16 protein-coding genes are annotated in these 20,102 nt (G+C 63.4%); 8 read left to right on the plus strand and 8 right to left on the minus strand.

Translation table 11 applies throughout. The annotated features are described in order from the left end of the window. Positions 1 to 122: 122 nt before the first annotated feature. Positions 123 to 1,040, minus strand: a complete 918-nt coding sequence (locus H8K20_RS07610) for a helix-turn-helix transcriptional regulator (protein ID WP_186487981.1) — start codon at positions 1,038 to 1,040, stop codon at positions 123 to 125. 535 nt (positions 1,041 to 1,575) lie between these two features. On the opposite strand from H8K20_RS07610, the gene ade reads away from it, so the two are divergent. Further along, positions 1,576 to 3,282, plus strand: coding sequence for an adenine deaminase (gene ade / locus H8K20_RS07615; RefSeq protein ID WP_186487982.1), 1,707 nt, complete (start codon positions 1,576 to 1,578; stop codon positions 3,280 to 3,282). 295 nt (positions 3,283 to 3,577) lie between these two features. Continuing rightward, complete coding sequence (locus tag H8K20_RS07620; RefSeq protein WP_186487983.1) at positions 3,578 to 4,861, plus strand: MFS transporter; 1,284 nt, start codon at positions 3,578 to 3,580, stop codon at positions 4,859 to 4,861. A 464-nt stretch (positions 4,862 to 5,325) separates the two neighbouring features. On the opposite strand, the gene H8K20_RS07625 is transcribed toward H8K20_RS07620, so the two are convergent. Beyond that, entirely contained in the window at positions 5,326 to 5,595 is a 270-nt protein-coding gene (locus tag H8K20_RS07625; RefSeq protein WP_105204728.1) for a hypothetical protein, read from the minus strand. Between the two features lie 306 nt (positions 5,596 to 5,901). Here H8K20_RS07625 and H8K20_RS07630 point away from each other — a divergent pair, with 306 nt between their 5' ends. The 6 genes from H8K20_RS07630 to H8K20_RS07655 all read left to right on the plus strand — a co-directional run bounded on the left by H8K20_RS07630 (position 5,902) and on the right by H8K20_RS07655 (position 12,168). Continuing rightward, on the plus strand, positions 5,902 to 6,636 hold the full coding sequence (locus H8K20_RS07630) for an XRE family transcriptional regulator (RefSeq protein WP_186487984.1): 735 nt from the start codon (positions 5,902 to 5,904) through the stop codon (positions 6,634 to 6,636). A gap of 460 nt (positions 6,637 to 7,096) precedes the next feature. Then, positions 7,097 to 7,510 (plus strand): GntR family transcriptional regulator, encoded by a 414-nt coding sequence (locus H8K20_RS07635; RefSeq protein WP_105204731.1) that lies wholly within the window; start codon positions 7,097 to 7,099, stop codon positions 7,508 to 7,510. Next, positions 7,498 to 8,910, plus strand: a complete 1,413-nt coding sequence (locus tag H8K20_RS07640; RefSeq protein ID WP_186487985.1) for a hypothetical protein — start codon at positions 7,498 to 7,500, stop codon at positions 8,908 to 8,910. Before H8K20_RS07635 ends, H8K20_RS07640 begins: the two co-directional genes overlap by 13 nt. Positions 8,911 to 9,118: 208 nt before the next feature. Next, positions 9,119 to 10,465 (plus strand): amidohydrolase family protein, encoded by a 1,347-nt coding sequence (locus H8K20_RS07645; protein WP_243206197.1) that lies wholly within the window; start codon positions 9,119 to 9,121, stop codon positions 10,463 to 10,465. A gap of 42 nt (positions 10,466 to 10,507) precedes the next feature. Continuing rightward, complete coding sequence (locus H8K20_RS07650) at positions 10,508 to 10,996, plus strand: HD domain-containing protein (protein WP_186487986.1); 489 nt, start codon at positions 10,508 to 10,510, stop codon at positions 10,994 to 10,996. Positions 10,997 to 11,040: 44 nt separating this feature from the next. Next, a complete protein-coding gene (locus H8K20_RS07655) occupies positions 11,041 to 12,168 on the plus strand; it encodes a M20 family metallopeptidase (protein ID WP_186487987.1) in 1,128 nt (375 codons plus the stop codon). A gap of 116 nt (positions 12,169 to 12,284) precedes the next feature. On the opposite strand, the gene H8K20_RS07660 is transcribed toward H8K20_RS07655, so the two are convergent. From H8K20_RS07660 to H8K20_RS07685, 6 genes are all read right to left on the minus strand, one after another. Further along, positions 12,285 to 13,379: a serine hydrolase domain-containing protein gene (locus tag H8K20_RS07660; RefSeq protein WP_186487988.1), complete on the minus strand. Its 1,095-nt coding sequence runs from the start codon at positions 13,377 to 13,379 to the stop codon at positions 12,285 to 12,287. A 217-nt stretch (positions 13,380 to 13,596) separates the two neighbouring features. Next, complete coding sequence (locus tag H8K20_RS07665; RefSeq protein ID WP_207721470.1) at positions 13,597 to 14,019, minus strand: cytidine deaminase family protein; 423 nt, start codon at positions 14,017 to 14,019, stop codon at positions 13,597 to 13,599. A gap of 175 nt (positions 14,020 to 14,194) precedes the next feature. Beyond that, the gene (locus H8K20_RS07670; protein WP_105204737.1) at positions 14,195 to 15,052 is read right to left on the minus strand and encodes a DUF368 domain-containing protein; all 858 of its coding nucleotides are present in this window, start codon (positions 15,050 to 15,052) and stop codon (positions 14,195 to 14,197) included. A 79-nt stretch (positions 15,053 to 15,131) separates the two neighbouring features. Further along, positions 15,132 to 15,677 carry an inorganic diphosphatase gene (locus H8K20_RS07675; RefSeq protein ID WP_105204738.1) on the minus strand — a complete coding sequence of 182 codons (546 nt, stop codon included), beginning with the start codon at positions 15,675 to 15,677 and terminating at the stop codon, positions 15,132 to 15,134. 194 nt (positions 15,678 to 15,871) lie between these two features. After that, the gene (locus H8K20_RS07680; RefSeq protein WP_186487989.1) at positions 15,872 to 18,790 is read right to left on the minus strand and encodes an AAA family ATPase; all 2,919 of its coding nucleotides are present in this window, start codon (positions 18,788 to 18,790) and stop codon (positions 15,872 to 15,874) included. A gap of 3 nt (positions 18,791 to 18,793) precedes the next feature. Then, the gene (locus H8K20_RS07685) at positions 18,794 to 19,936 is read right to left on the minus strand and encodes an exonuclease SbcCD subunit D (protein WP_105204740.1); all 1,143 of its coding nucleotides are present in this window, start codon (positions 19,934 to 19,936) and stop codon (positions 18,794 to 18,796) included. Between the last annotated feature and the right edge of the window lie 166 nt (positions 19,937 to 20,102).

A 20,102-nucleotide genomic window follows, 5' to 3' on the forward strand; every position in this document is an offset into this window, starting at 1 on the left:
GCAAAAGCGGCCGTTTCGTGCCGCCCAGCACAACCCCAACACAACCCCAGCACTGCACCAGCACTGCACCAGTCCACCCCCGGTAATCGCTGTGCCCCGTTTGCACCGCACCGCCGGTCTCTCTATCTGTCGCCCCGCGCCAGCTCGGCGGCCACCACAGCTGCCCGGCGGGCCAGCTCGCGGGCAATGTGCGCCGGCTCTTTTACCCATACCCCGCCGCCGTACGAGAGCAGATACCCATACAGCCACTCGTCCTCCGGCATGTGTACATGCACCTCAAAGCTGCCGTCGGGCAGTCGCCGCACCTGCTCGGGGGCAAATTCATCCAGCACACGGTACCCCCGCTCAGCGGCAATGTGCAGCACCAGTTCCGGGCCGCCGCCATAGCGGTGGTCTGCTCCCAGCACCGGGGCCGGGGGCAGACCGGTCGGGGCAGGTCGGCCGCGGTCATCCAACTGTAACTGCTGCATGCGCCGCAGCTTAAAGTAGCGCCAGTCGGCCCGCTGGGCACACCATCCGCACAGGTACCAGTCCTGGCCGCGAAAACACAGCTTGCCCGGCCACACCGTCCGCTCGCTCTCTATCCCCTTGGCGCTGTAGTAGGTAAATAGCACCCACTGCCGCCGCAAAATAGCGGTCTTCACCTGCTCAAAGCGCTGCTGCAGTCCCGCCGTATCGCCCCAGCCAGAAAACTCGATCTCCAGCCAGCTCTCCCGGTGGCGGCCAAACAGGCCCCGCAGCTTCACCAACGCGCTGTCGCCCCCCTGCCCCACTGCCTGCAAGCTCTCCAGCGCCGTCAGCAGCGCCTCGCGCTCCTCGGTGTCCAAATAGGTGCGGGCCAGCACGTAGTCCTCCAATAGGCCCAAGCCGCCGCCCCGCCCCTTTTGGGCGTACACCGGCACCCCCGCCGCGCTCAGGGCGTCTATATCCCGGTAAATGGTGCGCTCGCTCACCTCAAAATGCCGGGCCAGTTCTCCAGCCGTCATCTGCCCCCGCTGCAGCAGCAGGCAGGTCATGGCAAACAGTCGGTCCGCCGCCATCGTCCTCTCCCCTCTCCCATACTGTATAACACGCCGCCACAGCCGGCAGATACCGGCCCCGCCAACAGGCGACTGCCGCTTGTCACCTGTCAGGCACCCAGTCCCCGGCGGCATAAAAGCACCGCTGTACACTGCGGCGCAGTACCGGCCGCCGGTCTATCGGCTGCCAATCTTTACACCCGCTGCAAAGCCCCACCGTTTTCTGTCCCGTAAAGCAAACGCCGTCGGCAGTACCCGGCACCTCACAGCAAGTCGCCCTGCGTCGGTCCTCCCGTAAAAGCCGCTCAGCGGAGCTGCGCGATCGCCAGGTCTGCCCCCTGCGTATTTCCCCCAGTGTAACACACCACCCGGCCGCTTTCAAACGGTCGGCCAGTAGGTAAAACTGGCCAGCTTTTGTCAGTCCGCTCCCCGCCCCAGCAGTCATTTTTACAATTTTGCCGGCAGTGGGGCAAATAGGGTTGTAAAAGCTGTCGCAATAAGGGTATAATAGACGAAATTTACAATTTCGAAACATTTTTCGGGAGGGGTATATCGCATGAAAACTGTCACTGATGAGATGATGCGGGCCGCACAGGGCCAGGTGCCGGCCCAGCTGGTGCTCAAAAACGCCCGGGTGCTCAACGTCTTTTCCGGCGAGATACTGCCCGGCGACGTCGCCATCTGCGGCGACACCATCGTCGGCGTGGGCCAGTATACCGGCCAGAAGGAGGTCGATCTTGCCGGCCGCTATGTAGTCCCCGGCTTTATCGACGCCCACCTGCACATCGAGTCGTCTATGGTCACCCCGCGGCTGTTTGCCGCCCAGGTGCTGCCCTGGGGCACCACCACCCTCATCGCCGACCCCCACGAGATCGCCAACGTCTGCGGCCTCGACGGTATCGAGTTCATGCGTCAGAGCGCCCGCGGCGCCGCCTGCAACATCTACTACATGCTGCCCTCCTGTGTGCCCGCCACCCCGCTCGACACCAGCGGCGCCACCCTCACCGCCGGCGACCTGGCCCCCCTGCGGGGCCAGCCCGATATCTTGGGCCTGGGCGAGATGATGAACTACGTGGGGGTAAACGGCCTCGATCCCGATGTGCACCAAAAGCTGCAGGCCTTTGCCGGCGGCGTCATTGACGGCCACGCCCCGCTGCTCTCCGGCAAAGAGCTCGAGAGCTATGTGCTCTCCGGTGTGCGCACCGAGCACGAGTGCTCAAAACCGCAGGAGGTGCTCGACAAGCTGCGGGCAGGTCTCTATATCCTGGCTCGGGAGGGCTCGGCTGCCAAAAACCTCGAGTGTGTGGTCTCCACGCTGCTCGAGGTTGGGGCCTCATTTGACCGGGTTGCTTTCTGCACCGACGACAAGCACCTGGAAGATATCAGCGAGCAGGGGCATATCTCCCACAACATCAAAAAAGCGATCGCGCTGGGTCTCGACCCGGCCACCGCCTATCGCTGTGCCAGCTATACCGCCGCCCACATCTACGGGCTGGACCACCTGGGGGCTGTGGCCGCCGGCTATCAGGCCGACCTAGTGGTGCTCGACGACCTGGAACAGGTGGCCATCCACGCAGTGTACCACCGGGGCGTGTGCTGCGCCGAGACCCGCGCTCCGCTCCTCGCCACCGAGATCTCGGTACCCGCGCCGCTCAAACAGACCGCGCACCTGGCCCCCCTGACCGACGGCTGCTTCGACCTGCCGGTCCCCGCGGATAAAGACTTCCCGGTCATTGGCCTGGTCCCCCACCAGATCACCACCCAGCTGCTCTACGAGCGGGTGCCCAGCCAAAACGGTCTGTTCGTCAGCGGGCAGGGTCTCAACAAAGTAGCGGTATTCGACCGCCACACCGCCAGCGGCAACGTAGGCCTGGGGGTGGTGCGCGGCTTTGATCTGCACGGAGCCATCGCCTCCACGGTGGGGCACGACTCCCACAACCTGGTCGTAGTGGGCGATAACGACGGTGACATGCGTCTGGCCGTACAGACGCTGGCTGCCGCCGGCGGTGGCTACATCGTGGTGCAAGATGGGCAGGTGCTCTCGCTCATCGAGCTGCCGGTAGCCGGTATGATGCGCGACGAGAACGCCCACACGCTGGAGCGTCAGAGCGCCCAATTTATCCGGTGTGCCCGCCAGATCGGCGTCAGTGAGCAGCACGACCCCTATCTCACCTTATCTTTCCTGTGCCTGCCGGTCATCCCGGAGGTTCGCATCACCGACCGCGGGGTGTTCGACGTACAGCGCTTTTGCTATTTCTCCTGAGTAGAAGTCTGTTTTACAGAAATGCCGTATCAAGGGCGGGCAGCGCAGCAGCTGCCCGCCCTTTTTATTCGCTGTGTACCGCACGCGCTTGCTCGCAGCGCCGGTTCGTGCTACACTGCGAATAAAGAGAAGGCAGCTGTAACCGCTGCCAAAAAAGGGGGGATATCTCGTGCTTCTCAACCGTTTACTCTGTGCAGGCGCCAGCAGCGGGACATAACTGCACAGAGTAGCTCGTCCCCACGCCGGGCCCTGCCTGCCGCTCGCCACACACCGCAAGCGCACAAGGAGGTCCCCCGTGAAAGATACCAGACATCTCCCCTTTTCGTTTTTACTGTTTTGGCTGAGTCAGTCGGTCTCTCAGCTGGGCAGTGCCATGACCAGCTTTGCCCTCACGATCTGGGCGTATCAGCAGACGGGCAGTGCCACAGCCGTCTCGCTCATGGCTTTTTGCACCTATCTGCCCTGGGTGGCGGTAGGTCTTTTCTGCGGCGGCTTTATCGACAGCCACCACAAGCGGTCCATCATGCTGTGGTCCGACGGTTTGGCGGCCCTGTGCTCGCTGGCTGTCGCCCTGCTGTGGGCAACGGGCACACTGCAGATACAGCACATCTACCTGGTAAATGCCGTCATCGGGCTGATGAACGCCTTTCAGTCGCCCGCTCAAACGGTGGCCATCGGCATCCTGGTTCCCGCCGACGCGCGCATCAGAGCCAGCGGCATGTCCTCTTTAGCCGGCAACCTCACCGCTGTAGTGGCCCCCATGGCCGCAGCGGCACTGCTGGCCCTGGGTGGACTGGGGCTGGTCATCGCCGTCGATCTGCTCACCTTTTTGGCCGCCTTTTTGCCGCTCTGGCTCCTTATCTCGGTACCCGAACAGCCGCAGCCCCAACGCACTGCATCGCCGCTGGCCGGCTGCCGGCAGGGCCTCACGTTTTTGCGGCGCGACCGAAAGCTGCTGACAGTGGTGCTCACTATGGCCCTCATCAACTTTTTTTCGCGCCTCACCTACGAAAATATCCTCTCGCCCATGATACTGGCCCGCAGCGGCGGCAGTGCCCAGGTACTGGGCCAGGTGACAGCGGTCATCGGTATCGGCGGCATCATCGGCGGGCTGGCAGTCTCACTGGACCGCCGCCAACACGACTGCATGCGCATGATCTACCTGCCGGCTGTATGCTCGTTTCTCTGCGGCGACCTGCTCATGGCGGTGGGGCGCGGTCCGCTTCTGTGGTGCCTCGCCGGGCTGGCGGCCAGCCTGCCTGTCCCCGTCATCAACGCCGGCAGTCAGGCGCTGTGGTATCAGCGGGTGCCGCTGGCCATGCAGGGTCGGGTATTTGCGGTACGCGGGGCCATCCAGTGGTGTACCATCCCGGTGGCCATCCTCTCTGGCGGGCTGCTGGCCGACCGCGTGCTAGAGCCCTTTATGGCCGGCTCCAGCGCCCCCGCCCACTGGCTGCAAACGCTGGTGGGGCGTGGACCCGGCAGCGGGATGGCCGTACTGTTTTTATGTACCGGGCTGTTGGGCGGGCTCTCTTGTCTGCTGTTCTACCGGCTGTCGACCATAAAAAAGAGCCATTGAGCGGCACTTGGTACCAAAAAAGATCGCTCGATCCGCCGCTGTACTGCCCACCAGGTATTTTGATCATATGCCCCGGCTGTCGGCGGCGTTCTGTACTTGGCGATACCCGTGATCTCTCTGTGCCAAAACCAAAGATCTGCGCACCGAGCACGGTTATTTTACAGTCCATCAACCAGCCCTCGCACCGAAACAGTGAATCTGGCTGGCCCCATCGCGCCCAGTTTTTTATCGACTGCGCAAGTACCGGTGTGCGGTCCATTTTAGATAACGGTGCTTTAAACATAAAAGGAGAGGGACGGATGACCGTCTCTCTCTTTTTTGTTCTCTGCCGCCGGGTAGGCGCTATGCTGTCGCTCCCGGTGGCCGGCACCTGGCTCCACACGGCAGAGCTCTGTGCCCCGTACGGGGTGAATGTTGGGGTGCTGCTTATCTAAGCGGCCGCTTTTACACAGCTCGTGGGGGAATTATGCAGCGCGGCCACCGGGGCAATGCGCCACCTGCCGGGCCGGGCGTACTCGCGGCGACCGAGAGGCGGGCCGCGGTGCGGCTTTGGGGGCCATTTTGCGAGTGCTGGCCGTATGGCCGCTGCCCACGCACAGCGCCAGTACCACAAGGCTAATGCCGCACAACAGCAAGATCTGCAGACCGCTGAGACTGCCGCCGTCGCTGGCGGCGGCGGTGAAAAACAAAGTCAAAAGTGAAAGTACAGTCAGCACATTTTTAGATCTCTTCACGGGTTCTCCTCCTGCCACAACGGTGGTCTTATCTATCGTCAAGTGGCTGAGCTCGTCCAGCTCGCCGGTGTCCAAGTTTCTTGTATGAACTTAGTTTATCGCAAGTTTCTTGACTTGTCAAGCGCATTTTCACAAGTTTCTTGATCTTTTTGCTTGACGCCAGTACCGGCCTGTGCTATTCTCTTATTAGAAGATCTCTGCACATGGGTGCAGTGAGAAAAGTTGCTGCCGCTCTCTACCCGTCGGCAGCAGACACTGTGCAACCGGCGGCGAGCAGCCGCTTTTTTATAGAGGGGGTACCTTTTTATGGGCATCGGCAAACAGATACGCCGCGCCAGGGAGCAGCTGGGCCTCACCCAGGGGCAGCTGGCCAAGGCGGTGGGGGTCACCAAGTCGGCTATCGGCAATTACGAGAGCGGGGTCAGCCATCCCAAAGAGCCGGTGCTCTACGCCCTATTCGAGGCGCTGGGCTGCGACGCCAACTTTCTTTTTCAGGGCCACTATCCCCCCCAGGCCGCCCTGCAGGCCGAGGACCGCGCGGCCGCTGAACACCTGCGCCGCTACCAGGCGCTGGACCGTGACGGCCGTCAGCTAGTCGACCTGATCTTAGAGCGGGAATACAGCCGCATCACCGGTCAGGAGACCACCATTCTAACACCCGACTTCTGGCCCCGCCTACAGCCGCAAAAACAGATCCCCTTCTACGCGTTGCCCGCCTCGGCCGGTACCGGCGTGTACCTCGACGGCAGCGACAGCGAGCCCATCTCGGTCCCCGCCAGTTCAGAGGCCGACTTTGCTCTGCGCGTCAGCGGCGACAGCATGTGGCCCGACTATAACGACGGCGACATCCTGCTTATCAAACAGCAACCGTCGGTGCTCCCCGGCGAGTTGGGCATCTTCGTGCTCGACGGCGAGGGATTTTTCAAAAAGTATGCCGGCGACTATCTCGTCTCTCTCAATCCCCGCTACGCCGATATTCCCCTCTCCCGCTTTGAAAACATCACCTGCAGCGGCCGGGTGCTGGGCAAGCTGCACGGATAGCGCCGGGCCGTCGGGATGTGCGCTCTGCCGCGTGTCCCACACGTTATGTTCCGCCGATATCGGTGTGCGCCGGGCGCGGCCGTGCCACCCGCCGCCACACTACTCGTGCTGCAAAGTTTGGTCACCGGTGCTCTGCACCTCACCTCTTAGCGAGAGCTTTCACTATAGCGGCAGTATCTGCTGCTGCAGTGGTACGCGGCCGGTCAAAATGGCGGTGGGGCTGGGGCTGCTCTGTCTCTCTGTACAAAGCAGATCCAGGTCTGCCCTTTCGCGGCGGTCAGGCCCAACATCAGCTGTACGTCTTCAGCGCATCGCCAGCCTGTCGATCTACTGCGCTGTCATCTATATCATCTTCTACAGTCCGTCCCCAGGTGACGGGCTGTTTTTTATGTTGACACTACTGTATATCTGTATTACTATATATAATACAGATATACAGTAGCGGAGAGGAGACCCGCTGATGCTCATCCGGATCGACCTGCAGAGCGATGTACCCCTCTATCTGCAGCTGCGCAACGAACTGGTGCTGGCTATTGCCGCCGGCCAGTTGCTCCCCGGCCAAAAGCTGCCCTCGGTGCGCCAACTGGCCGGCCAGCTGGGGGTCAACGCCATGACCGTACAAAAATCTTACAACCTGCTCAAGGCACAGGGCTTTGTGGTGACCGACCGCAAGCGCGGCACTGTTGTCAGCAGTACTCCGCCCAGCGGTCAGGCCTGTTGTGCCCAGCTGCAAGATGATCTGGCGCTGCTGGCGGCCCAGGCGGGTATCGGCGGACTGAGCCAGCGGGAATTTTTGCAGCTGTGCGCCCAGTGTTATCGGTCGATCACTCAAAAGCCGGCCGGTGAAGGGGGCGATACACCGTGTTCCTCATGACCATCATCCTGGTGGGCTGCGACCTCATCGGCGCCGGCTGTGTGCTGTATAACATGCTCTCCTCGGCCCGCTGTACTGTCCATCCCGGTACCCCGTCGCGCCTGTTGGGGGTAACGCTGCCCGGTTGGGCAGTAGATGACCCGCAGGTAACGGCTCTGGTAACTGCCTATAAAAAAACCTGTTGGCGGGCATTTTGGCTCTCGCTGCTCCCGCTTGTGCCCCTGCCGCTGCTGGAGGACTACCCCTCGCTGGGCCTGCTGCACACCATTTTTTACTACCTGTTGGTCCTTTGGGGCGGCAGCGCGCTGCAAAAACGCTGGTTTGGCCGGCTGTATGCGCTCAAGCAAAAAAACGTTTGGGTCACCGGCGAGCCGGTGGTGGCCGCCATCGACATCACCGAGCAGCCGCCGGCCGCTATCAGCCCCTGGTGGCTGCTACCCTCACTGCTGGTGGCGGTGGGTATGTTTCTCCACGCGCTGCTGGCAGCCGGCCCCGCCGGTGTGTGGCAACCGGTGTTTGCCGGCACTCACCTGGCTGTCACGCTGGGGTTCTGTGCGCTGTTTTTTTGGCAGCGCCGCGCGCCCAAGACCACCTTCAGCAAAGATCCGGCCGTAAACACCGCCTGTAATGCCGTATCCAGGCAGTTATATACTGGGTTTTGGGCTGGCCTGGCGGCGGCCGACAGCCTGCTCGAACTCATTCTGTATTTTATCCTCTTCGGTACCGCTCCCAGCAGCTGGGCCGTTTTGACCGCTCTGCTGGCACTGTCGCTGGCGCCGCTGCTGGGATATCTGTACATCGGCCACCGGGTACAGGCCGCCCAGCGGCAGATCCTGGCACTGGATACCCGCCCCGCCGTCTGCGACGACGATGTATACTGGCTGTCCGGCCACTACTATAACCCCCGCGACAGCCGCTATAAGGTAGAGCCCCGCCCCGGCTTTCAAAATTGCTACAACATGGCTACCGCCGGCGGCCGGCGCCGATTTTACGCCATGGTCGCCGGTATCCTGCTGTTTTGCGGGGCAATCTGCCTGTTTCTCGTGCGCATGGATTTTACCACCGCCGAGATCGCGCTCTCACCCGACCGCTCCACCGTCGAGATCGACGCCGCCGGGTTTGACTGGTCGTTTGCCACCGGCGAAGTGCAGTCGCTCGCGGTCTCCAGTGAACACCTCTCCGGCACCCGGGTGGGTGGAGCTTCCTCCCGCCGATACAATTTTGGCAACTTTAACCTAAAGGGATACGGCCCCAGCCGCGTGTACACCTACGCCTCCTGCCCCTGGTATATCGCTGTCGAGCTGCCCGACAAATGGGTGTTTTTGAGCCTGCCCACCCAACAGCAGACGAAACAGCTGCTGGACGAGCTACAGCGGGCCACCGGTCTGCCGGTACAGTAGTCCCGATCGCAACAGAGCGCTCCCGCCACCGGCTGGGGCGCTCTTTTTTCATCTGGCGGCGCGCACCGATGGCGGCCGATCCCGCAACATTTTACCCACCTGCCGGCGCTGGGCAGCGTTTGCCCCTTTGTGCCGGCCGTCTTTTGTGCTAAAATAGGGGCAAGCACCGGGCCCTGCTGTCAGGGCCCGCTATAAAGGAGTGAGCCACTTGATCTACCGCACCTTACCGCCGGCCCCGACCGGCGTCGCCACCGCCACAGCTGCTGGCCTGCACTGCCCGCCACCGGCGGCGGGCGGCCGGCTGCTGCTGCAGGGCGGACTGGTCGTCGACCCCAAAAACGGCGTCGAGGAACCGCGCGATCTGGCATTGCTGGGCGGCGTCGTGCACAGCTGCCAGCCGCACATCCCCACCGAGCCCGGCGATACCGTGATCGACTGCCGCGGCCTGTATGTCTTTCCCGGCCTGATCGATATGCATCTGCACCTGGGCGACCTGTTCGAGGTGAGCACCGATCCGTTTGCCCACGCCGCCGCCGACGGGGTGACCGTCGCCTTTTCCCCCGGGGCCGGCAACACGCTGCTGGCCCCTTCACTGCTGGGGGCCGAGTTCGACCGCGGGCTGCCCATCAGTGCCGGGGTATATGCCGGTGCGCCGGCGCTGCTGGCCACCTCGCTTGATGACGAGGAGCTCGTCTCCTATTTCACCGGTACGCTGGCGCGGGAGGTGGCGCTGCAAAAGCTCAGCCGCAACCCCATCGGGGTGGCTACCGGCATGCAGATCATCGGCATAAAAGATCACATGGGCCACTTTATTTTGAGCGACGAGAGCGCCGAGCGCATCTTCTCCGTCACCTCCCGTGCAGGGCTGCTGTTCATGACCCACACCCAAGACCCCGAGCACGCCTGCCGCATGGCCGCGCTGTCTAAGGGGCGCCCGCTCTATCTGGGGCACGCCTCGGCCGCCGGCTGCGGCACTTTCGGCGACGGCGCCGCCGACATGAAGCAGGTGCTCGACCTGTTGGCACAGCCCAATATCGACGGCGAGCTGCTCGCCAGCATGATGCGTCAAAATCGCGGTTGCCGCGAAGGGCTGCGCATCGACAGCCGCGCCCAGCAGCTGTGCTATCAGGCCCTGGCCGATGGCCGGGTGCAGGTGCTCGCTTCCGACGGGCAGGGAGACGCCACCATGAAGGGCTTCGGCGACAGCCGCGACAATATTCCCGCCCTGTTCGAACTGTGCGATCTGGGCGTGCTGCCGCTGTCTAAAGCAGTGGCCCTTATGACCAAAAACCCCGCCCATATCCTCTCTGCCCGCACCGGTAATCCCTGGTTCGAGCAACAGCTGGGCCACCTGGGCTGCGGTGCCGCCGCCAACGTCACGGTGGCCGACCGGCACACCGGCCGCGCCATCTACACGATCGTAAACGGGCAGCTGGCCGCTTTCGAGAGCCGGCCCCTGCGCAGCGGTTGGGGCGCCGGGCGGCTGGTCTGCCGCTTTGGCAGCCTGCCGCGCACCGGCGTGGGCGACTGCAGTATGGGCACGGTCCTGCCCTAGCAGCCCCGGATACTATTATTTTTTTAGAGAGGAGCCCGTAACATGCCCAAACTCGGCCATCTGATCGCCAAAATGACACAGTACTACCGCGGCGATCCCCACCAGATCGAACACTTTTTAAAGGTGTACGGCTACGCGGTGGCCATCGCCGACGGCGAGCAATTGCCGCCGCCCACCTGTGAGGTCCTGTACACCGCCGCCGTGCTGCACGATGTGGGCTGCAAGGTGAGCGTGCAAAAATACGGTTCCAGCGCCGGGCCGCATCAGGAAAAGGAGGGCCCGCCCATCGCCAGAGCCATGCTGCAGGAGCTCGGGTACAAAGAGCCGCTCATCCAGCGGGTGTGTTATCTAATCGGCCATCACCACACCTACCGGGGTATCGGCGGCGACGACTACCAGGTCCTGGTAGAGGCCGATTTTCTCACCAACATCGGCGAGAGCGAGCAGTACTACCGCAGCCGCTACACCGCGCTGGAAAACATCTTTCGCACCCCCACCGGCATCCACCTGTTTGGCCAGCTGTACACCTGACGCCCGTCACCGCGGCGGGCACACACTATAAAGGAGCGTCACCTATGGAAAAAACTGTTTCCCTGCTGCAAGAGCTCATCACCCTGCGCACCGACGGCGACGGCGAGCGCCAGATCGCCGATTTTATCGAGGGCCTGTTTGCCGGCACCGCGGCCACCACCCGCCGGTTTGTACACAGCGACACCCGCCACTCGCTGCAGGTGTGCATTCCCGGCCGCGACCACAGCCGCTCGGTGGCGCTGGTGGGGCATATCGACACCGTGCCGGTCAGCGACGGCCCGCTGTGGCAGCACCCGCCCTTTTCAGGGCACTACGACGGCGAGTTTGTATGGGGCCGCGGCAGCGCCGATATGAAAGGCGGCGACACCGCCATGATCCTGGTGGGCCAGCATCTACTGGCCGCCAGCGAGCCCCCCGCTCTGGATGTAGAGCTGCTGTTTACCTGTGACGAGGAGACCAGCGGTATGGGCGTGGTGGCCATGCAGCAGGCAGGCGTGTTCGACCGAGCCGTGGCCGCCTTTATCTGCGAGCCCACCAGCTGCCGGCCCGGGGTGTGTGAAAAAGGGGCGCTGTGGCTGCAGGTCACGGCGCAGGGGGTGTCGTCTCACGGCTCGCGCCCCGACTTGGGCGTCAGCGCCATCGACGGTATCAACGCCTTTGCCCAGCGCCTGGCCGGGGCGCTGTTGGCCGGGGCAGCCCACCCGCTGCTGGGGCGCACCACCATGGCCATGACCACCTTTAGCGGCGGGGTCAAGACCAACGTGATCCCCGACAGCGCCACCGCCACCTTCGACATCCGGGCCGTGCCCGGTCTGCAAAACCGCCAGATCATCGAGATGAGCGGCCAGATCGCCAGATCGCTGTGTCTGGAGCGGCCGGGCCTGCACCTGTCGGCGGCGGTGCAGAACGACCGCCCGGCCATCGAGCTGCCGGCAGACAGCAGCTTTGGCTCCATCGTCGACGACGCCTGCCGCCGCTGTGGGGTAGACCCGGTGCACCGCGGGCTCTATTTCTACTCCGACGGCAGTCAGTTCGTGCCCCAGACTGGGGTCCCATTCGTCATCCTCGGGCCCGGCGACGACGCGATCTGCCACTGCCGCGACGAAAAGATCGATCCCCGCGAGATCGAGACGGCCAAAAACATCTACCTGGCAGCCATCTCGCAGCTGTAGTGCAGCTCGCGGGCCGGGCTTGATACCTGCTAAAAAGACCTGCCACCAAGATCGCGTGGCAGGTCTTTTATCTCTTTTGCGTCTCTGCCGCCAGCCACGGGGCAGCGGGCCACCGCTCAGTGGCAGGCGGCGAGGATATAATCGGCAAAGTACGGCCACGGGGCATAGGTATCCTGTTGGGTGGGGCTGCTGGTCATCACCGCGACCAGGTCGAGCTGAGGCACCACAAAGATGAACTGGCCCATAGCTCCCATGGCAAAATAGGTGTCGTACCCCTGTGCGCCAAACTGTCGGGTCCACCACAGGTACCCGTAAGAGCCGGAGTTGCCGATCGGCCCCACCTGGGCGCGGGTCGACTCCTCCACCCACGTCCGGGGCACCAACTGCCTCCCCTGCCAGCTGCCGCCGTTTAAATACAGCTGACCAAACCTGGCGGCATCGCGGGCGGTCATCTCGATGCCGTTGCCGCCGTCCAACACATTTTGCGGGTCGGCCCGCCACTGCACGCTGCTCATGCCCAGCGGTTCGAACAGATGCGTGCGCGCGTAGTGAAAGAGCGAGTCATCGGTCACCTGTTCCAGTATCGCCGCCAGCAGATGAGGGCCGCCGGTGGTGTAGTTAAAAGAGCTGCCCGGCGTCGCCACCAGCGGCTTTTGCAGCACGTAGTCCACCCAGTTTTCCGCCGCGTTGAGCTCAAAAAAAGAGGAGTCGTCGCCGTTCCACTCGTGCCACTCCAGCCCCGAGGTATGCTGCAGGAGCTGGCCGATGGTGATCTGCCCTTTTTCGGTACCCGCCAACTGGGGAAAATATGTTGCCAGCTGATCGTCAACACCGCCGATCAGCCCCTCCTCGATGGCGATGCCCACCAGTGCCCCGGTAAAGCTCTTCGAGCAGGAGTTGAGCCGAAATACGCTGTCGGCCCCGTACCCCTCCCGGTAATACTCATCTACGATATAGCCGTCTCGCACCGTCACCGACGCATAGATCTCGCTCTGGTCCAGCGCCGTATGTAGCTGCTGCAGCACCGCCCCATCCATGCCGTGATTTTCGGGCGTGTCGGTAGACCAGGCATTGTCTGCCGTCTCGGCCAGTACCGGCGCACTCTCGGCAACAGACGAGCTGGCGCCGCTGGCCGCCCGGTCATGCTGCTGCCCACAGCCGGCCAGCAGCGCTAAGGCTAGGCCCAGGGCGATAAGCGCTGTTTTCTTCAAAAGTCAGTTCCCCCCTACATCATTTGGGCGGGCGGCCCCCTGTGCCGCCGCGGTGTTCTCTGTCTGTCTTTCACTATAGAGCGCCGCCGCTATGATGTCCAATACTTATCTTTTATAGGGAAAAATGCCTTTTGCGCATATCTGTGGCCTGTGCGCCCGCTCCCGGCCCGCTTATAAAAAGGGGACGCCTGAAAACAGGCGTCCCCGTCTTATTCGGTCAGCTGTCTGCCGGCTCGCCGCCGTCTTTTGGCACCCAGCGGCAGGGCAATAGCTCGGCCAAGGTGCGCACCTGCCCATCAGGCAGCAGCACCTGGCACTGCTCGTTGTCCACGTGCAGCTGGCAGATGAACTCGCGGCAGCGGCCGCAGGGCGGCACCACCTGTCCCCCATCGGTCACCGCTGCCATGCGCACCACCCGGTTCTCGCCGGCACATATCATGGCTGCCGCCGCAGCGTGCTCGGCGCAAAAGCCCATCGAGCAGGGGGTGTCGATGCACACCCCGGTATAGATCGTGCCAGAACTGGTCTGCAGCGCCGCCGCCACCGACCCGGCCCAGCTGCTCTGCGAGAGCTGCCGGTCGCCCTGTACTGCTGCCGCCGCCTGAACGAGCGGGTCAAACTGATGGATATCTCCGGTCATAAGATCACCTCTTTTATAAAATAGCCGCGGTCCAGCCGCTGTTGTGGTGGGCGGGCTGACAAGCTACGCGCCAGCATGTGCGCCACCGCCGGTCCGCCGCAATTATATAAATGCCCCGCCCGCACAGCCGGCGCATCCAGCTGTGCGGAGACGGGGCATCTCATCGCCTAAAACGCTACGCTTCGGGGTCTTTTTTAGCCACCGTCACTTCCTGCACCTCGCTCGACTTTTTATCGAGCACCGTCAGCAGGTAGCTCACCAGCGCCGCCAGCACCAGGCAGAGCAGTGAGATGAGCCCGTTGAGGTTCACCGTAAAGCCGGGGTACAGCACCAGCAGCGAGCCGGCCACCAGCCCTAAAATCGCAAAGTAGGTGGCGCGGGTGTAGTGGTGCAGCAGGTAGTCGATGACTTTGGCCCCACCCAAAATGCCGACTGCCGCCCCCAGTACGACCGGGATGAGCAGCGGGATATTGAGCTTGGCCACCGCGTGCAAAATAGGCTCGTACAGGCCGATGACCAACAGTACGAACGAACCGCTGATGCCCGGCACGATCATCGATACCGCTGCGATGAGCCCGGCAAAGAACAGCAGAAAGAAGTTTGATACCGACAGCGCGCCGATCTTCATGGCCGCCGAGTCGGGCTTTACAAAGGCGATGACCGCCATAACGCCGATGGCGATGCCCATGGGCAACAGGTAGCGGGGCGCATAGCCCGACTTGGCCGCCCGCTTGGCGATATCGGGCAGGCTGCCGATAATAAGCCCCATAAAGGCGAAACTGGTGGGCATAGGGAAGTTTTCAAACAGGTACGAGAGCACGCCGCTAAACGCGAAGATGCCCACCGCCATGCCCAGCCCCAACAAAATGAGGAACTGCAGGTTTTTCTTGAGCACCTTCCACTTTAGGGTAATGGCACCGATGAGCTCGTCGTACACCCCGGCCATAACAGCCACTGTGCCGCCGCTCACCCCGGGGATGATGTTGCCCACGCCGATGAGCATCCCCTTGATAAATAGTATCACTCTCTCCATACGGTACGTCTCTCCGCCTTTCGCCGTCTTTGCTTTTGATCGCGCTCGGGTGCGCCGCGCAGTGCGCCCCGAGCAGCTGCTAGTTGTCTACGCGCTTACCGCAGAAATGCACCTGATAGCGCTCCATGCACTCCTCGATGATCTCCTGCGCGCGCTGGCCGCCCAGCACCTCCGAGGTGGTGGTGTGGCCGTGCTCCAGCCCCTTATACACCTCGAAAAAGTGCTTGATCTCGTCGGAGATATGGGGCGGCAGCTGGCTGATATCTTTGTAAAAGTTCCAGGTGGGGTCTTTCTGCGGGATGGCGATGACCTTGTCGTCGATCTCGTCGTCGTCGATCATGCGCACCACGCCGATGGGATAACACTCCACCATCACCATGGGGTCCAGCGGCTCAGAGCACAGCACCAGCACGTCCAGCGGGTCGCTGTCGTCGGCATAGGTGCGGGGGATAAAGCCGTAGTTGGCCGGGTAGTGGGTGGAGGTGTAGAGGATGCGGTCCAGCCGCAGCAGACCGGTCTGCTTGTCCAGCTCGTATTTTTTGTTGCTGCCCTCGGGTATCTCCACCACCGCTACAAAATCGGCGGGCGCCACCCGCCGGGGGTCGATATCGTGCCAAATATTCATGGGGTACTCTCTCTTTCAGCTGTCTGCCGCCGGGTCGCGGCAGGGTCGGTCCTACATATACTTTTAAAGGCGCGCCACCAGCCGCCGCTGACCGGTACCGGGGCGGGCTGATAACGGGCGCATATCGTATGCCGATTTTTCTTATTATAGCAAAGCGCACAAACAATTGCAATCAACTTTGTAAATATTTTCCACTACTTTTGGTAGATCGCGCTGCCGCCACCGGGTAATGGCCGCACCTCTATTCCCTGCGGAAACCGCTCTTTGAGCGCCTGTACATGGGAGATGATGCCCACCAGCCGCTCCTCTTTCTTCAGCGCCTCCAGCGTGTTCATAGCTTCCTCCAGCGACTGGGGGTCCAGGCTGCCAAAGCCCTCGTCGATAAACACCGTATCCAGGGCGATGCCCCCCGACTGGGCGCCGATGACATCGGCCAGTCCCAATGCCAGCGACAGCGCCGCCTTAAAGCTCTCGCCGCCAGATAGCGTGCTCACCGGGCGCGCCTTGCCGCTGTAGCTGTCGAGCACCTCCATCTCCAGCCCCGAGGGGGCGTTTCCCTTCTCTTTTTCGGTGCGCCGCAGCAGCATATATTTGCCCTGTGTCATCTGGTCCAGCCGCAGGTTGGCCGCTGCCAGCACCCGGTCAAAATAACCCGAGAGCACATACCGCTCAAAAGAGAGGTGCTGGCTGTTTTTTCCGCTGGCCACCCGGTACAGGTCCTGCACCTGCATGTAGGCCTCATCCAACCGCCCCTGCTCTTTTAACAGCTGCTGTAGCTGGCTGAGACTGCTCTTCTGCTTTTGCAGGGTCAGCTGTAAGGCGGTCACCTGCTGGCGGGCGCTCTGCTCCTGCTCGCGCAGGGCGTCCAGCACCCGGCGGGCTTCCTCCAGGTCGCTGGGGGCGCGGCCCTCATAGGCCGCCAGCGCCTCTTTTTGCCCCAGCAGTCGCTGCCGCTCCTGCTCGTAACGGTCGATCTGTTCTTGCAGCTGCTGGCGCTGGGCGGTGGTGGGCGGCGTCCGGCGCAGCTGCTCGGGCTGTACCTCCTCACGGGCCAGCAGCGCCGCCAATGCCTCGGCGCTCTCCCGCACCGCCTGCGCGGTCTGCTCGGCCAGTTGGCGTCGTATCGCCAGCCGCTCGCGGCAGCTGGCCAGCTGCTGCTCGTACTCGGCCAGCTGTCGCCGCAGTGCCTCCTGCCGCTTTTCGCTCGCCTGCCGCTCCTCTTCCAGCCGGCGCACCTTGTCTTGGACCTCTTGGGCACAGCCGGTGGGCAGCGCCGTCAACTGCTCGGCCCACAGCTGTCGCTTGCCCTGTACGCCGGCCCGGCTGGCCGCCACCCCTGCTGCGGTGTCGAGCCCCTTTTTCTGCAGCTGGTCTACCGGGCAAAACGCCGCTAAGGCCTCGGCCAGCCGGCTCTGTTTTTGGCGCAGCTGTTGCTGCCGCTCGTCGCAAAACAGAGTGGCTCCCGCCGCTAGGGCCGGGTCGGCTTTGAGGGCCGACAGCGTGCCCAGCACCGGCAGTAGATCGCTGCCGTTCAGCTGCTCTAAAGCCGCCGCCAGTTGGGCGTCTCTCTGCCGCAGGGCGGCGGTGGCCGCTGTCAGGGCAGCTGTGGCCGCCTGCAGAGCCGGGTAGTCGGCCCCGGCGTCCACAGTCTTTGCCGGGGCGGGGTGGTGTGTGCTGCCGCACACCGGGCAGGGGGCATCGGGGCGCAGCGTTTGGGCCAACTGCCCCGCCTGCGAGCGGTGGTAGGCGCCGCTGATGCGGTCGTATTCCTCCTGGGCGGCGCGGCAGGCGCAGCCGGCGCGGCCAAATTCGGCCAGCTGTTCCTGCAGTGTCACCGCCTGGGCGCGCAGTGCAGTCAGGTCGGCCTGCTCGGCACAGCACTGCACGTACTGCTCTACCGTATCCAGCCGCTGCAGCGTGAGCAAACTGTCCTGCAAACTGCCCTCCAGCTTCTGGCGCAGGTGCAGGCTCTCCAACCTGCTCTTTTCCAGCTGCAGCTGCCGGTCACTCTCGCCGCGGCGGCTCTCCAGCTCCCGCAGCTCCCGCTCGGCGCTCTCTATTTCACTGCGGCGCTGCTGCAGGTCATCCCACTGGGTCTGGGCCTCTTTCAGGCCGGCCGCCGCCTCGTCGCGGCGGGCGCGGTGTTCCTGCGCCTGCTGGGCAGCTTGGCGGCAGCGCACCAGCTTTTCCATCTGGGCCAGCTGGTAGCGGCGCTGCGCCTGTTCCCCGGCCTGCTCGTCCAGCGCCGCCAGCGCCTGCTGGCAGCTCTGTAACTGGACAATAGCCGCATTGTCACGGCTCATCTGCTCCAGCGGGTATTTTTGCTGGTCGCGGCGATTTTTCTCTAGCTGTGCGGCCAATTCGTCCAGCGCTGATCGCCCCGCCCGCTGCCGCTGCTCGAGCAGCTGGCAGATGGCCTCCACATCGGGATAATCGGCCTCTAACAACTGCTGGAGCGCGCCGTCGCCGCTGCCGTTTAACTGGTGCAGCAGTAATTGGCGCTGGGCCTGGTGGGCCTGCAGCGCCTCCTGCTGGGCCGCCAGCTCAGTTTTGAGCGCCTCCTCTAAGCGGGCAAACAGCTGGGTGCCAAAAATGCGGCGAAAAATAAGCTGCTTGTCGGCGCTGGAGGACTGCAAGAGCCGCTGAAACTCCCCCTGGGGCAGCAGCACGATCTGGCGAAACTGCTCTGCCCCCAGCCCCACCAGCTGGGCCAGCTGCTCGTCCACCTCCCGCACGCGGGTGAGCACCTGGCCGTCGGGCAGATACAGCGCCGCCTGCTGGTTAAAGGTGCTGTAGTTGCCGCGGCTGTTGCGGCGCACCTGTTTGGGTGCGCGCTCCACCGTGTAGCGCTGGCCGCGCACCGTAAAAACAAGGCGTACCCGGCTCACCGCGTCCTCGGCGGCATAGTCGCTGCGCAGGCCGTCGGCGGGGCGGCTGTCGCCGCTGGCCCGGCCGTACAGGGCAAACATCACCCCGTCAAAAATGCTGGTCTTGCCCGCTCCGGTAGGGCCGGTGATGACAAAGATCCCGCTGCCGCTAAGCGCCTTAAAATCCACCTGCTGTCGGCCAGCAAAGGGGCCAAAGGCCTCTAGCTGTAACTGCTCAAGCTGCATGTGCTACACCTCCCGCTCCAGTTTTTGCAGCAGCTGCGCGATCATCTCGCGGCTGGGCTCATCCAATTCCTCGCCCTTAACGGCCCGGTAAAAATCGGCGAATTGGGTGGCGCTGTCGATCTCCTCCCAGCCGCAGGCTACCTGCTCGAGCTGCTGCCGCCGCCGGCTCTCCAGCCGCAGGCCCAGCATGTTGGGGTACACCCCCCGCAGCCGGTTCATGCTGTCGTACACCAGCTCCCGGTCGGTCACCACCGCGTACACATAGTCCTGCCGGCCCGGATGCAGCCGGCCGGTGAGGATCTCGGCCAAGCTGCCCCGCACCACCGCCACCGACCGCAGCGGCCGCAACAGCTGCGGTCGCACCTGTACCTGTCCGTCGGGCCGTACTTCTACCAGGTTGACCTGTTTTTGCTGCCCCGCCTCTGAAGTGGAGTAGCTGAGCGGCGACCCGCTGTAGTAGATGGGCCGCTCTCCCACCTGCTGTGGGGCGTGCAGGTGCCCCAGCGCCACATAGGCAAAATCGGGCAGTACACCGGTGTGCACCAGGTCGCTCTCGCCCACCGCCAACTCCCCCTCACTGCGGCGCATATCGCCCGCGCTCATAGCGCCGGGTGCAAAAAAGCCGTGGGCCATGAGCAGGTTGACCGCCCCCGGCTCCAGGGGATTTTCGGCAAACCAGGCGGCGTATCCACTGTCCATATCGGGGACCTCCCGCTCAGGAAACAGCTGTCGCAGCCGCGGCAGGTCCACATAGGGGGCCAGGTACACCGCCAGCCGGGTGCCGTCGCGCCCGGTCATCTCCAGGCGGGCCATCCGCTGGCTGGGCACCCCCTGTATGAGCAGGCCACCGGCAGCGGTCTGCCGGGCGCCGAACTGCAGCCGCTGAGCGCTGTCGTGATTGCCGGCAATGGCCGCCACCCGGGCTCCGCGGGCTATGGCTCCATCTATAAAGTCATCCAGCACCGCCACCGCTGCCGCCGGCGGCACCGAGCGGTCGTACAGGTCGCCGGCCAGCAGGAGCAGCTCTACCTGCTCGCACTCGATCAGGTGCAGGATCTGGTCCAGTATATACCGCTGGTCCTCCAGCAACGGGTACTCCCCCAGTGTTTTGCCGATGTGCAGGTCCGCGCAGTGCAGCAGTTTCATTCCTCTTCTCCCTCTTCTTCCGCCGCCGGCCGGCGGCCCTTTTTACTGGCTCTTATTGTACCACACCGGCCATATCTCCGCCAGCTGCCGTGTCGATATGTCCACCGGCCACCGGCCACCGCCGCGCCGGTAAACTGCCCGGTGCGTACTATCGGGGATTTGGAAA

This window comes from Neobittarella massiliensis (ex Bilen et al. 2018), assembly GCF_014269355.1.
Lineage (GTDB): Bacteria > Bacillota > Clostridia > Oscillospirales > Ruminococcaceae > Neobittarella > Neobittarella massiliensis.

Bases quoted from the DNA above. Each gene is read 5' to 3' on its own strand.
- H8K20_RS07610 (WP_186487981.1), bottom strand. From the start codon at position 1,040: ATGGCGGCGGACCGACTGTTTGCCATGACCTGCCTGCTGCTGCAGCGG.
- ade (WP_186487982.1), top strand. From the start codon at position 1,576: ATGAAAACTGTCACTGATGAGATGATGCGGGCCGCACAGGGCCAGGTG.
- H8K20_RS07630 (WP_186487984.1), top strand. From the start codon at position 5,902: ATGGGCATCGGCAAACAGATACGCCGCGCCAGGGAGCAGCTGGGCCTC.
- H8K20_RS07635 (WP_105204731.1), top strand. From the start codon at position 7,097: ATGCTCATCCGGATCGACCTGCAGAGCGATGTACCCCTCTATCTGCAG.
- H8K20_RS07650 (WP_186487986.1), top strand. From the start codon at position 10,508: ATGCCCAAACTCGGCCATCTGATCGCCAAAATGACACAGTACTACCGC.
- H8K20_RS07655 (WP_186487987.1), top strand. From the start codon at position 11,041: ATGGAAAAAACTGTTTCCCTGCTGCAAGAGCTCATCACCCTGCGCACC.
- H8K20_RS07665 (WP_207721470.1), bottom strand. From the start codon at position 14,019: ATGACCGGAGATATCCATCAGTTTGACCCGCTCGTTCAGGCGGCGGCA.
- H8K20_RS07670 (WP_105204737.1), bottom strand. From the start codon at position 15,052: ATGGAGAGAGTGATACTATTTATCAAGGGGATGCTCATCGGCGTGGGC.
- H8K20_RS07675 (WP_105204738.1), bottom strand. From the start codon at position 15,677: ATGAATATTTGGCACGATATCGACCCCCGGCGGGTGGCGCCCGCCGAT.
- H8K20_RS07680 (WP_186487989.1), bottom strand. From the start codon at position 18,790: ATGCAGCTTGAGCAGTTACAGCTAGAGGCCTTTGGCCCCTTTGCTGGC.
- H8K20_RS07685 (WP_105204740.1), bottom strand. From the start codon at position 19,936: ATGAAACTGCTGCACTGCGCGGACCTGCACATCGGCAAAACACTGGGG.